At 60.1% G+C, this 13,565-nt stretch carries 13 protein-coding genes; 3 read left to right on the forward strand and 10 right to left on the reverse strand.

The genetic code is table 11. The annotated features are described in order from the left end of the window. Window positions 1-20 precede the first annotated feature (20 nt). A complete protein-coding gene (locus ACZIRK_RS01105; protein ID WP_463326778.1) occupies window positions 21-515 on the forward strand; it encodes a MarR family winged helix-turn-helix transcriptional regulator in 495 nt (164 codons plus the stop codon). A gap of 309 nt (window positions 516-824) precedes the next feature. Beyond that, entirely contained in the window at window positions 825-2,243 is a 1,419-nt protein-coding gene (locus tag ACZIRK_RS01110) for a cytosine permease (RefSeq protein WP_463326779.1), read from the forward strand. Window positions 2,244-2,352: 109 nt separating this feature from the next. Here the strand turns inward: ACZIRK_RS01110 and ACZIRK_RS01115 are convergent, their stop codons facing one another. From ACZIRK_RS01115 to ACZIRK_RS01145, 7 genes are all read right to left on the reverse strand, one after another. After that, on the reverse strand, window positions 2,353-3,495 hold the full coding sequence (locus ACZIRK_RS01115; protein ID WP_463326780.1) for an acyl-CoA dehydrogenase family protein: 1,143 nt from the start codon (window positions 3,493-3,495) through the stop codon (window positions 2,353-2,355). 33 nt (window positions 3,496-3,528) lie between these two features. Continuing rightward, window positions 3,529-4,287 (reverse strand): enoyl-CoA hydratase/isomerase family protein, encoded by a 759-nt coding sequence (locus ACZIRK_RS01120; RefSeq protein ID WP_130223833.1) that lies wholly within the window; start codon window positions 4,285-4,287, stop codon window positions 3,529-3,531. 20 nt (window positions 4,288-4,307) lie between these two features. Further along, window positions 4,308-5,012 carry an ABC transporter ATP-binding protein gene (locus tag ACZIRK_RS01125; RefSeq protein ID WP_463326781.1) on the reverse strand — a complete coding sequence of 235 codons (705 nt, stop codon included), beginning with the start codon at window positions 5,010-5,012 and terminating at the stop codon, window positions 4,308-4,310. Next, the gene (locus ACZIRK_RS01130; RefSeq protein ID WP_130223829.1) at window positions 5,005-5,775 is read right to left on the reverse strand and encodes an ABC transporter ATP-binding protein; all 771 of its coding nucleotides are present in this window, start codon (window positions 5,773-5,775) and stop codon (window positions 5,005-5,007) included. The genes ACZIRK_RS01125 and ACZIRK_RS01130 overlap by 8 nt, the downstream gene beginning before the upstream one ends. Continuing rightward, a complete protein-coding gene (locus ACZIRK_RS01135) occupies window positions 5,765-6,679 on the reverse strand; it encodes a branched-chain amino acid ABC transporter permease (protein WP_463326782.1) in 915 nt (304 codons plus the stop codon). The genes ACZIRK_RS01130 and ACZIRK_RS01135 overlap by 11 nt, the downstream gene beginning before the upstream one ends. 20 nt (window positions 6,680-6,699) lie before the next feature. Continuing rightward, window positions 6,700-7,560 (reverse strand): branched-chain amino acid ABC transporter permease, encoded by an 861-nt coding sequence (locus ACZIRK_RS01140; protein ID WP_130223825.1) that lies wholly within the window; start codon window positions 7,558-7,560, stop codon window positions 6,700-6,702. 109 nt (window positions 7,561-7,669) lie between these two features. Next, complete coding sequence (locus tag ACZIRK_RS01145) at window positions 7,670-8,848, reverse strand: ABC transporter substrate-binding protein (RefSeq protein WP_130223823.1); 1,179 nt, start codon at window positions 8,846-8,848, stop codon at window positions 7,670-7,672. Between the two features lie 193 nt (window positions 8,849-9,041). Here ACZIRK_RS01145 and ACZIRK_RS01150 point away from each other — a divergent pair, with 193 nt between their 5' ends. Beyond that, window positions 9,042-9,776: a GntR family transcriptional regulator gene (locus ACZIRK_RS01150; protein ID WP_245474555.1), complete on the forward strand. Its 735-nt coding sequence runs from the start codon at window positions 9,042-9,044 to the stop codon at window positions 9,774-9,776. Between the two features lie 27 nt (window positions 9,777-9,803). On the opposite strand, the gene ACZIRK_RS01155 is transcribed toward ACZIRK_RS01150, so the two are convergent. The 3 genes from ACZIRK_RS01155 to ACZIRK_RS01165 are packed head-to-tail and all read right to left on the reverse strand — an operon-like array spanning window position 9,804 to window position 13,433. Continuing rightward, window positions 9,804-11,393 (reverse strand): acyl CoA:acetate/3-ketoacid CoA transferase, encoded by a 1,590-nt coding sequence (locus ACZIRK_RS01155; RefSeq protein ID WP_463326783.1) that lies wholly within the window; start codon window positions 11,391-11,393, stop codon window positions 9,804-9,806. Next, a complete protein-coding gene (locus tag ACZIRK_RS01160; protein ID WP_463326784.1) occupies window positions 11,390-12,154 on the reverse strand; it encodes an enoyl-CoA hydratase/isomerase family protein in 765 nt (254 codons plus the stop codon). Before ACZIRK_RS01160 ends, ACZIRK_RS01155 begins: the two co-directional genes overlap by 4 nt. Continuing rightward, window positions 12,147-13,433, reverse strand: coding sequence for an FAD-dependent oxidoreductase (locus tag ACZIRK_RS01165; RefSeq protein WP_463326785.1), 1,287 nt, complete (start codon window positions 13,431-13,433; stop codon window positions 12,147-12,149). Before ACZIRK_RS01165 ends, ACZIRK_RS01160 begins: the two co-directional genes overlap by 8 nt. Window positions 13,434-13,565: the final 132 nt, after the last annotated feature.

The following is a 13,565-nucleotide window of genomic DNA, read 5'->3' on the forward strand; positions in this document are numbered from 1 at the left end:
CCAAGGCTGGAGACTGTGCGTTGCAGCAAGCGAAGAAGCGTCGCGGCGAGACCAGGCATCGCCCATGGCCATTGTCACAACGGCCGGGGTTCCTGATCCGGCGCCTGCATCAGATCCACGTCGCGCTGTTCCAGGAAGCGTGCGGTGAATTCGAGATAACGCCACTGCAATACAGCCTTCTTTCGGCGTTGGCCGTGCGAGGAACCGCCGATCAGACCACATTGGCGGCGGATATCGCGCTGGATCGGACCACGACGACGGGTGCGCTGAAGCGACTCGCCGCCCGAAATCTGGTCGAACGGGCCGTCAACAAGGACGACCGACGCGCCCGGCTGTGCCGGTTGACATCGGCCGGAAAGGCCCTGCTCGACAAGATTGAAGCATCGGCGCGCGCCGCACACCGCGCAACCCTCGGTGGCTTGACAGAGAAGGAACGCGGCTTGTTCATCGAAATGATGCAACGCATCGTTGCAGGCAACGCCAGTCGCGACAGCGCGACTGCCCTTTTCGACTAGATGGAGCGCGAGCCGTTGGCTGTCTTTTTGGCGCAGACTGCACAATCCGTGATCGCACGCTCGCTATTGCGGTCCCGGCTCTGCTGACGCCCGGACTGGCATGACCAAGCATGCAACAGCCGGCCTGCACGTCGACATAGACCGGGAGCGATGCCGTCTCGGCCTTGAAAAGACAGCGTCAATTCTTCGAACCACCCGCCGCGTCGGCGCGCGGAGCAGCAGGCTTCGCGGCTACACCCTACTTCCATGGCACGATTGTTGCTGCGCCCGCCGATTACGAAGCGTGCTTCGTATTGAACGGGGGATGTCATGACGGATTCCGAGCTTCGCGCCGATATTCATAGCATCGAGCCTATTCCTGACGCCGACCGGGACTCCACCGGACCGCAGCAAATGTGGATCTGGGCAGGCGCCAATATCGCGCCGGTCAACTGGGCCCTCGGCGCGCTTGGCATCATCCTGAAGCTCGGCCTTATGGAAACGATCGCGGTGATCGTGATCGGCAACATCATCGGCTGCGCGATCTTTGCGTCCTTCACCGTGATGGGCCACAGGACCGGCGTCAACCAAATGGTCTTGAGCCGCTCGGCCTTCGGCGTTCGCGGCGCCTATCTGCCGAGCATCCTGATGTTCCTGATGACGCTGTGCTGGATCGGCGTGAACACCTACTTCCCCGTGAAGATCGCAGTCGCCATCCTTGGCCAGTTCGGCATTCCCGACAGCTGGCTGGTCGAGATCATCGTCATCACGCTGGTGATGGTGCTTCAGGTCGGGATCGGCGTGTACGGCTTCTACGCGATCCGGACCTTCGAGAAGTACACGGTGCCAGCGACGGTTGCCATCATGATCCTGATGAGCGTGCTGGCGTGGTCGCGCCCGGGCGTCGTCAATTGGGGCCTCACCACGTCCCTTTCGGGTGGCGCGCATCTGGCAATGCTGACGCTGTTGATGACAGCGATCGGCGTCGGCTGGGGCATCTCCTGGGTCACCTGGGCTTCGGACTATTCGCGCTTCGTGCCGAAGAGCGTGCCCTCGAGCTCCGTGTTCTGGTACAGCTATGTCGGCATGTTCGTGCCGAGCGTGTGGCTCGCCATCCTGGGCGCGACGATCGCCAGCACGACACTGGATACCGATCCGGCCAAGATGGTCAGCGCGGTGTTCGGCGGTCCGACCAGCATCCTGGTGCTGCTGATGGTGCTGCACGGACCGATCGCGACCAATATCCTCAATGTCTATTCGGCTGCGCTCGCCGCGCTTAGCGCAGGCTTCAAGCTCTCGCGCGTCGCGCTAGCGATCATCGTCGGCATCGCCGGCTATCTGGTCACGCTCTACTTCATCTTCGCACCGTCCTTTGCGAAGGCATTCGACAACTGGATGATCAGCCTGTTGTTGTGGATGAGCCCGTGGGCCGGTGTCGTGCTCGCCGACTTCTACATCAAGCGAAAGGGCCAGATCGACGTCGCCGAACTCTACCGCTCGCCGGAAACCAGCGCCTATGGCGATATCAACTGGGGCGGAATCATCGCCTTCCTGGCAGGTCTCGTTGCAGGCTGGTCGGTCGAAGACGGCCTCGTCAGCGCGTTGCAGGGACCAATCTCGACGGGTCTGCTCGGCGGCGCCGATCTCAGCTGGCTCTTTGGCATCGGCGTATCGGCTGCGGTATATCTGGCAGTCGGCAAGCGGGCGACCGCCACAACCCCTGTTGCCGCGACCAGCGCGAGCCAGTGAAGGGGTAATGGATCGCCACCTGACGTCACCTCTGAAGGTGATCGGTTCAGCGCTGGGCTAAGCGCCGACGCGCTGAGACTATCGAGGCACCTCTACTCTTAGCGGAGCGTTACGCCATCAGTTCACGCGCGATCACCAGACGCTGGATCTCGCTTGTTCCCTCAAGGATACGAAGGACCCGCGCTTCGCCGAGAAGCCCTGATACCTCATACTCTTCGAACGCACCGTAGCCGCCGTGAACCTGCAGGGCGATATCGGCAACCTCACTTGCCATTTCGGTCGCAAACAACTTGGCCATGGATGTCTCGAGACGGAATGGCCGGTCTGCGTCTGCCAAGCAGGCAGCATTGCGGATCATGAGCTCGGTCGCGTGAATTTTCGTAAGCGCATCGGCCAGCGGGAATGTCAGTCCCTGGTGTTTGAATATCGGCACCCCGCCGACCTTGCGGCCTGCCCCATAGGATTTCGCGAGGTCCATCGCCTTGCGGGCGAGCCCCAGGCCAGTGGCACCGACAAGAATACGGCCGATGCTGAGGGTGGTCAGTATCTGCTTCAGCCCGTCCCCGCGCTCGCCAATCATATTCGCTTTGGGTACGCGACATTCATCGAGGAACAGTTCCACCGAATCTGCAATCCGCCAGCCAATCTTGCGGCCGGGCTTGCCGACCTTGAAGCCAGGCGTTCCAACCGGTACGACGAAGGTCGAGAGTCCCTTGGGGCCCAGCTCGGGGTCAGTGACAGCGACGAACGTCGATGCTCCGTGCAGAGGCGTGCCGGCATTGGTGGAGAACACCTTCGATCCCGACAGCACAAAGGAATCGCCATCTTCCACAGCCCGTGTCTTGATGCTGGCGACGTCCGACCCGCCGCCGGGCTCGGTGACACCGAACGAGGCGATGAAATCGCCGCGGCATAGCGGCTCCAGCCACTTCTTCTTGACTTCGTCGGAACCGTAGCGCGCGATCACCGTCATCGGTGCGCTGTTGCAAAGATAGATCGCGGCGAATCCCGGTTCTGCGCGAGCCAGCGTCTCGGCCACGATCGCCGCGCCTCGCGTGCCAAGTCCGCCGCCGGCAAAATCCGGATCGTAGGCGGTGCCCATGAAGCCGAGTGAGAGAAACTCTCTGACAAGTTCGGTGGGAAACTCATGCCGATCCACAAACGGCTTGATCTTCGGCCGGATTGAGCCTTCTGCGAACTGTTCAAGACCTTCTTTCAGGAGCCTTTCTTCTTCGTTGAGGTCAAGAAGCATCGGTCCAGTCCTTCCTGGTTGGGATGGCAGCCATCAACGGTGCCGGAACTTGTCGAGGGTCGCTTGGGCCGCTCTCTCCCGACAATTGTCGAGGAAGAGGCGATTGGCTTCGAAGTCCATCGCTTCGGCATTTTCCATCAGATAGCTGGAAAAGAAGCGCTTGGTTGCCGCAACCGCCGGCCGCGGAAGCGAGGCCAGCTTTTCAGCGATACTGATAGCGGTCGAAAGCGCCTCGCCATCGTCGCAACAATAGTCAACCACGCCGAGTTCTCGCGCCCCTTCGGCGGTCAGCGGCTCAAGGCAGAAACAGAGCAAGCGAGCCTTGACCAACCCTACGCGAGCAACCAGCGACTTGATGCCCCAGGGGGTGAGCCAGCCATGCGGGACCTCGGGCAGGCTCCACTTCGATCCGCGCCCCGCGACAACGACGTCGCAACAGGTGGCGAATGTAAATCCGCCACCGATCGCGAAGGCTTCGACTGCGGCGACGACGGGCTTGCTGATGAAACCGATCAGGCGGCCCAAGTCTCCACATTCCTGCTCGAACCGCCCCATCGCCTCAAGACCGAGCGCACCGATGAACTTCAGGTCGCTGCCGGCGGAAAAGCCAGGAGGCGCACCGACGAGAACGATCGCACCGACACTGTCATCGCGATCCAGCTCGATCAGGGCCGCTTTCACCCTGTCCACGAGATCCTGATTCATCGAATTGCGGCGCGAAGACCTCAACAAGGTGATGACGGCAACATCCCCCCGCTTCTCGAGACCAACAACTTCCAGCTTTTCGTTCATGGATCACCAGCCAATAGACTTCACGCGCCGAGATACATCTGCTTGACTTCGGGAGCTTGCGAGAGATGTTTCGCATCACCCGATGTCACGATGTTGCCGGACTGCAGCACGTAGGCGCGATCCGCGCATCCCAGTGCCATCACCGCATTCTGCTCGGCGAGCAGGATCGCTAGGCCCTCCTTGGCCAGTTCGCGGATGATCCGCCCAAGCTCTTCGATAATGATCGGCGCGAGACCGAGCGTCGGCTCATCGAGCAGCATCAACTTCGGCCGAGACATCAATCCACGTCCGATGGCGAGCATCTGCTGTTCGCCACCCGACATCGAGCCAGCTCGCTGTGTGCTGCGCTCGCGCAAGCGAGGGAACATGGAAAAGATTCGTTCGATGTCGCCTTCGACATGGTCGCGATCGGACCGATGGTAAGCTCCCATCAACAGGTTCTCGAGGACCGACATTCGCGGAAAGATCTGGCGGCCTTCCGGAACGAGCACCAGCCCGCACTTGACACGCTCGGCTGTCGATATCGAAGCCATGTCACTGCCATCGAAGGCGATCTTGCCGGAGTCGTTCCTCTTCAATCCGGCAAGCGTGCGCAAGGTCGTCGATTTTCCGGCGGCATTCGGCCCGATCAGCGTGACGACTTCACCCTGCTGAAGCTCGAAGGAGACGCCTCTAAGGACCTTCTGCTTGCCGTAACTGACGTTGAGATCGGAGACATCAAGCATGCTTCTTGCCCAAATAGGCTTCGACGACTGCCTCGTTGGCGAGAACGTCCACGGTCTTGCCGGTGGCGATGACCGCGCCGTGATGAAGTGCAATCGACCGATCCGCCAGCCGGCCCAGGAACCCGACCTTGTGATCAATGATGCAGAGCGTCACCCCGTGCGTTCTCAAATCGCGCAGCACCGCATCGAGGTTCATGATCTCGTCGTGGCCAAGACCCGAGGCCGGCTCGTCGAGCAACAGCAACTCCGGCTCGCAGACCATTCCCATCGCCACGCCCAACATCTTCTCACCGCCATAGGACAGAGCCCCCGCCTCTTCGTTCCGCTTGTCGGCCAGCCTGCACAGTTCGAGCATCTGGTCGATCTTGCGAGTCAACGTACCGTTCAGTGCAGCGGGCATACCTCCGAACAATGTCCACAGACGACCGAAGCCCAACGTGCGTTTGATGTGGAGGTGACACGCAATGCGCATGTGCTCGGCGACAGTCAGCTCTGGAAACAGTTGCGGATTCTGAAACGTCTTCACCAATCCGTGCTGCGCGACTTCAAACGGCGGAAGCGCGCTGATATCCTCGCCTTTCCAGAGAATACTGCCCTGTGTCGGCTGGAGAATTCCCGCGATCAGACTGAGCGTCGTGGTCTTCCCGGAGCCGTTGGGCCCGAAGATCCCGATGATTTCGCCCCGCTCGATTCCGAAGGAGACATTCGAAACGGCCGTCAGGCCGCCGAACCGCTTGGTCAGATTCCGGATATCAAGCAGCATTTCTTTTGCTCCCAATCAGGCCCACGATGCCCTTCGGCATGACCAGGATGACAAAGACCAGAATCGAACCGTAGAGCGCGATGCGGAGCTCCGCGCTCAACTCGATGACGTGCGGAAGCGCTGTCAACACGAACGCGCCGATCACGGGCCCGATCAGCGACCCAACCCCGCCGAGCAGAACCATCGCAATAATGTCAAGCCCGAGCGGTATCGAGAGATAGTGCGGCTCAACGAAACCTGAATAAAACCCATAGAAAGCTCCAACCAAGCCTGCGAGCGCGCTTCCGATCGCAAAGCTCAGTAGCTTGTACTTGAAAACATCAATACCCAGGGTTTCGCCTAGCTGGTCATTCAGGCGGATCGCCGCAAGGCAGCGTCCGATCCACGATGAAAGGACCCCTTGGCAGACAACATACACGATAACCAACAGCGCCAGCGTCAGGTAGTACCAGGCAACCCCGCCCGAAATCGCAACGTTGCCAATCGGCGTCCAGAGGCTCGGCTTGTCGACAACGGTGATGCCGAGTGAGCCGTTCGTCATTCCGTTCCAGTTCAGTATGATCAGCCGCAGCACCTCCGAAAACGCCATCGTGACGACGGCGAAATAGAATTCCTTCAGCTTGAATCGGAAACAGATCGTTCCAACGATCAGCGACAGGACGAAAACGACGGCCAGAGCCGGCGCTATGGCCAACCAAAAATTCCACCCGAACGTCGTGACGAGGATCGTGACGATATAGGCCGACATGCCGAACGATGCGGCATGGAACATCGACAACTGGCCAGTGAATCCAAATATCAGATTGAAGCTCACGGCCAGAGATGCGGCCATGAAGGCGTAAATCGCAATGGCAAGAACCGAAGCGCTATGAGCTGTGAGCGGCGCCAGGAGCGCGACGAGCAATCCGACGGCGATCGCATATCTCATGGCCGATCTCCAAAGAGGCCAGCCGGACGAACGAGGAGAATCGCGATCAGGAAGACGAGCCCGTAGGCGTCGCGGAAGGCGGATGGAAGGAAGACGGAGCCTATGTTCTCGCTGATACCGAGAATGATGCCGCCGCCCAGCGCTCCAATGACGCTGCCGACACCTGCAAGGATCGCAGCTTCCACCGCCTTCAGGATGTATCCGGAGCCGATCGTCGGCTCGATGGAGTACATGCTGGCGTAGAGTCCCCCACCAAGGCCTGCGAGCGCTGTCGAGTACACGACGACGATCGTCTGCAGCCGTCCGGTGTGAACCCCCATCAGCGCAGCGGCCTCGGGATTCTGCGCATAAGAGAACGCCGCACGGCCAAGCCAGGTGCGTGTCAACGCGACATAAGTGCCGAATATCACGGCCAGGAAGACGACGCAGACAACGACCTTGATCTTGGGAAGGACAATCCCCGCGATGTTCAACGCGCCAGGCAGCACGTAAGTGAGGTCCTTCGGCGTCGTGGTGAAGGCCGCCAGCACGAGCGCCTCGAATACCGAGATCATGCCGATCGACACAAGAAGGCCATTGACGAGATTGCCGCGCGTGAACTGAAACAGCGCACGATCCGAGACGTAACCGACGACGCTGACGGCGCCGACGGCACCAAGCACGGCCAATGCATATGGCCAGCCGAGTACGTCGTAGAAATACCACGTTGCGTAGGCGCCGAGCATCATGAAGGCGCCTAACGCGAAATTCACAATGCCGGTCAAACCGAAAGTGAGCGTCACGCCGAGCGCGATGATGCCGTAGAGCGAGCCGACGATCACGCCGTTGAGCATCTGCCCGATAATTAGCTGCGACATGGATACTGTGTCCGTTGGGAGAACGGGCCGGGGCAAGTGCCCCTCCCTCACCGATGGAATGGCCTTCCCGGACGAGCATTCCGGGAAAGCCGAAGCGCGACAATCTCAGCTATTCTTTGGTCGGGTCGTATTTGACGATTTCAATCGAACCGCCCTTGCGCACATGCACCACGTCGAACCCGAACACCGCCTCCCCGGTCTTGTCGTATCGGATCTTCCACAACCCGTCGTAAGTCATGGCCAGCAACGTGGACCGGATCTTGGAAATGTCGTCGACCGTACCTGCGCTCTGCATCGCCTGGACGAGCATGTAGACATGGTCGTAGCAGGACGACGAGCACAGAGGCGCCTGATCGTAGGGGAATTCCCGATTGAAAGTCTTCTTGTAACTCTCGATGAACGCCTTGACCTTCGGCTCGCTCTTTTCCGCTTCCTCGAAGTACTTCGGAACGTAGGCTACGTAGTCCGCGATGGCGTCCTTGTTCTTGAGCGCGGGCCCGATCGAGCCACGAACCAGGAAAAAGCGGTTCGCGAAGCCGGATTCGGTCGCCTGCCGCACGATGTCGTAGAGCACCGCATCCGAATAGCCGGGGAAGAGAATATCGGGCTTCCCGGCGGCGAGTTTCGCAAGTACCGCACTGAAGTCCTTCGTGCCCGGTTCAAAGAGTTCGACCTGAAGCTCGATGCCGGCAGTCTTGAACAGCCCCGTATAGATGTCGACGGCGGTTTTACCGAAGGCATCGTTCTGGAACAGCATCGCCACCTTCTTGGTGTTCAGCTTCTTCAGGTAGTCGACCATCAACTGGCCGAACCCGGCCGAACCCGCATCCCAATTCCAGGTGCGCAACAGATAGTCGTGATCCGGTTTTCCAAGCGCGGCATGGGCCGATGTGGCTCCTGAAAACAGCAGGAACTTGCCGTTGTTCTGGTTCGCGATCGGTTCAATGGCGTTGAAGATATTGGTCAGGAATGGACCGAAGACGAAGCGAACCTTGTCTTCCATCATCTTGCGAAACTGAACCGTCGCCTCGCGCGGCTCGCCACGGGTATCCGCCTGGATCAATTCGAGCCTGTAGGTCTTGTCGCCGACCTTGAAGCCGCCCTTGGCGTTGATCTCCTCGACGGCGACCTTGGTGCCTTGCGCCGACATCCATCCATAAGTGGCGGTGGCGCCCGTTAGAGCCTCGATCTGACCGATCTTGACAACATCTTGCGCGCGAACAGCCGGCGCCGCGAGCAGGCTGCACGCCATCAATCCTGTGAGCAGAAATCCTCTTGACCCGAGCACGTCTCTCTCCCTGACGATATTTGTATTATCTCACTAACGTACTAGTAATATCTTACGGGCCAAGCGTCAAGCCTGGCGGCCTCGTTCGCATGCCGAGCGACCGAAGAGCAGTCGGCTAAGGCTGTCGGAGAAAGGTCGCGGGAACGGCGACGGACAACAAACCGGTATAGATCAGGCGCTGCTCGGTTGACTGGTGCTTGCGAGTTCTTCAATACGACCCGGTGTACTGCAAAGGCTTAGACATCTTATGGGTAAGAAAGCTGCGATCGATGTCACAACAGAATCACAGGCCGATGCTGCGCATCGACGCCTGGAAGAGATGATTGTCACCTTGCAGCTTCCTCCTGGGAGCCACTGGTCCGAAGAGGGTCTTGCCGACAAGATCGGGATTGGCCGCACGCCGGTCCGCGAAGCAGTCAAGCGCCTGCAAGCAGACTATCTGGTCAGTATCTTGCCGCGGCACGGCTTGATGATCACCGAGATCAATCTCCATGAGCAGTTGCTCGTCATCGAATTCCGCAGGGAACTTGAGATTTTCATTTCCACACGAGCGGCACGAAGGATCATGGCTACCGATCGCGAGCGGCTCATTGCGGCGGCCAACGAAATCGATGCGGCCGGCAAGCAGGGTAATCTGGAAAAATACCTACGCGAGGTGTTCAATGCGAATCAGCTCATCGCGAAGGCGGCGGGCAATCCTTTTGCAGCCCGATCGATCTCACCGCTCCACGCGATGTCCCGGCGTTTCTACTACAAATATGAGTCCGACCTGCAGAACCTCGAAGCGATGGGTAAACTGCATGCCGAGCGGGCGCGCGCCGTCGCACGGCAGGACGAGAAGAAGGCGCTTGCCCACGCTACGGCCCTGATGGACCAGATCGAAGGCTATACGCGCAAGATCTTCGAGCGCGGGATCGGACTGGCGTAGCCTGATCGAATCAGTATTTGGCGACCTTCAACTGGCCCTCGCCTGGCGAGGTATATCCAGGAAGAACGCCTCATCCATGAGCTTGAGGTCGTCCGCCACCTTCCATGGGGCGAATTCCATCTGATCGAGCACGTCGCGGCGAACATCGATCCCTGGCGCGACTTCGGTGAGGGTCAGGCCTTCGGCCGCGATCTCGAACACGGCGCGCTCGGTGATCACGCGGGCCGTCTGACCACGCTTTACACCATCGATCACGGAATAGGTAATGTGTTCGGCCTTATTGACGAATTTGCGTACCTTACCCTCTTTGATGATGCGCAGCTTTCCATCTGCGAATGCGACGTCGAGGCCGCCGGTGGTGAAAGTGCCCGTGAACACCAGCCGCTCCGCGTTTTCCGCGATATCGATGAAGCCGCCGGCGCCGGGATTTGCGGCACCGAATTTGGAAACGTTGACCAGACCACCCCGGTCGAATTGGGCAAAGGCCAGCGCTGCAAACCGGCAAAGACCGCCGTCGATGGCATCGAACTGGTAGACCCCGTCCAAGATCGCATCGGGATTGAGGTTGGCTGAGAACTGCCAACCGGACATCACGATGCCCCCGTAGGAACCGTGCTCGGTCGTGAACCAGTAGTCCTTGAGGCCACCGTTCTCGAACACCCCCTGCTCGGCCATTACCAAGGGTACATCGGCGGCAGCCCCGAAGCCGAAGATGGATAGTTCTCGCTTGCGGACTTCTTTCGCTGCACGCAACGCAACGACCTTGTCCGCCGACATCGGAATGGGCGGGAGCTGCGACAAGGGACGCCGTTCTCCGCCGAAGTAGGCTGGCTCGAACTTGACGTCAGTCGTCATCATCATCGACGGATCGACCACGACGGCGTCCACGAACATGCCGGGAATCCGCACCTCCGAAGCGGGCCGCGTTCCATGGGGTACCGCTCGGCGCACCTGAGCTATGACACGGCCACCATGCGCCTTGGCCGCAAGGATCAGCGCGATGTTGGAGGAGACGAGCGCCTCATTCTCGAATGAGAGATTGCCTTCCTCGTCCGCCGATGAGGCGTAGACAAAGACCGTGTCGAGCTTCCACGTCGGATAGAACAGATACGGTTGACCTTCGAAATCGATTCGCCGGACCAGATCATCTTGTGCGCGCTCGGTGAACTTGCCACCGCCGTTTTCGGGATCGATGTAGGTCCCGAGACCGATCCGTGTCATGTAACCGGGGCTGCGACGCGCAACTTCGCGAAGCCAATGCATGGTCGCTCCGATCGGCCACGAATAGGCTTCGATTCTGTTTTCACGGATCAAGCGCATCAACTCCGGGCGCTTGCCCGTCGTCGGATCGACCGGATTGATGTAGGATCCGCCGACGATGCGCTTCATCAAGCCTGCTTGCGCGACGTGATCCATTCCCCTGATGCCTTGGGCATCGCCCGTCCCGACAGGGAAATAGAACGTCAGATCTTTCGGACACGCCGTTTTGCGGAAACGTTCTCCGAGCGCTCTGAGCAGCGCATCCGGCGTCACCCAGCCGATTACACCGACGCAGCCGACAGTGGATCCATCCGGGATCGAAGCGACCGCGGTCGCGGCATCAACAATCTTGCTCACGCTTTCACCATGAAACGTTCGAAGGTCTTGCGCGAGCTCGGCGTTTCGCAATTCAACGCGAACTCCCTGGATGCGACTTCATCCAGGCGCTCGGCATCCGCCATGATGAATGGTTCAAAGAATCGCTTGGTGGACGCGATCGCTTCCCGTGGCACCGCGGCGAGCCCGTCGGCCACACTGATCGCATGCTCAAGCGCCGCACCCGGCTCGACCACATCGTCAACCAGTCCAATACGAGCCGCTTCGACACCGTTGATCGGCGCAGCACCCCAGGTCAAACGGCGCGCTCGAACGGGTCCAGTTCGCGCCAGCAGCGCTGCCAGCCCCCAAGGAGGCAGCCAGCCGTTTGGCGCCTCGGGCAAATGCCAGCGCGCCGTCGAGGCACTGACGACGATGTCGCAGGATGCGGCAAGGATAAAGCCGCCGCCAAGTGCATAGCCCTCCACCGCGGCGATGACCGGCTTTGCGCGATAACCAATGGCACGCGCGAATGCAGCCGTCTCCGACTCATGCTTGCACATATCCGCTATCGATAGACCAGCCAGTTCCTTCAGGTCGCTCCCGGCGCAGAATGCCGGCGCCGCACCTGTCAATACGACCGCCCTTACCGCATCGTTCTGTTCGGCACCGGATAGCGCCTCCCCGAGCTCTCGCATCAACTGCGACCCCAACGCATTGCGGCGCTCAGGACGATTTATTGTGACGATCGCAATCGCCCCATTGATTTCAAACTTGATCATTTCGGGATTGTCCTCATCCAATGCGCGCGCCGTCCGCGTTGACCGCAGCCCTGACGTCCTTGCCGTCGATAGCGCGGGGCAGCACGTTCTCGCGAACTGCAATCGCCGCGGCGAGACCTATTGCGTGACCATAGGAAAAGCATTGCGCGGTCACGCGTGCCGAGGCCACGGCCTCATGTTCTGCCGACAAGCACCGACCCGCGACCAGCAGCGCCTCGCCACGCTCGGGGACGAAGCATCCGTAAGGCACTTCGTAATAGTCGTTCAGCAGCCACTCCACCCTGGGTTTGTCTCCCGAGTGCAACTCGATCGGCCAGGGCGACACGGCGATGCCGTCGGCGAACTTGGCGCCTCCAACGACGTCTGAATTCGCGAGCGTCTTCACGCCCGACACCTGGCGGGTCTGGCGCACGCCGACCTGAACGCCGGTGTCATTCAGGAAAGCGCTCTCGCAACCGACCAGATTGTCACGGAAGAAGCGCGCATATTCACGAGCCTGCAGCCGACCTTCGATTTCCGCGTCGGTAAAGTCCTGGTAAGAAAGCGTGTTCAGCTCTCGGCCATCGGGCCCGATCACGCGCGTGCAATTGCACAGTAGCTCTCCCGGACGCGTGGTAGGAAACAACCAGATCTTGGCGCGTGGGAGCTTGTAGTCGCCGGCATTATGCTTGGCTCGGATCATCGCGGAGACCTTCTCCGGCATGATCGTGTCCACGCCGTATTCGCCCACAAAGCGGTCGACATCGACTCCCATCATACGGAAGATCATCGTCGGATTTTGCACCGCTCCGTTGTCGCCGATGAAACTCGGCAGTCCCGCCATCGCGACCACGTCGGCATCGCCGCTCGCGTCGATCACGACCTTCGCGCGTGCATCCACCGGCCCCTGCTTGGTCCAGATGCCAAGTCCTTCGACCTTGTCGCCTTCCATTCGCACGGACTGGGCGACGGCATGGAAGATGACGCGAACGCCTGCCTCCCGCAGCATCGCGTCGGCAGCCTCACGCCACACCAGCGGATCGTGGACGCGAGCCCATGTCTTGCCGTAGAGCAATGGCTCGCCTAACCCTCCCATCGCCTCAAGCCGACGGCAAAACTCGTCGGCAAAGCCGAAAACGACCTGTTGCGGGCCCGCCGCAACATTGTTTGTCGCTTCGTAAAGACCGCAGACAGTGCCCGAGAGCCCGGCGACGGCACCGCCGCCACAGAATCCGTAGCGCTCGACCAGCGTAACGCTCAGCCCCTTGCGCGCCGAGGCGATAGCTGCCGCAACACCGGCTGCTCCGCCCCCGACAATCAAGACATCGCTATCAACTCGAATGGAACCGCGAGCGTCCAACCTTCATTCCTCTTAGTATAGTAGTGATGTATTACAAATATCTCAACGGTCCGGCCATTGCAAGACGCGCGAATGCAAAAACCGGGAAATTCA

The organism is Bradyrhizobium sp. Leo114 (assembly GCF_055229415.2).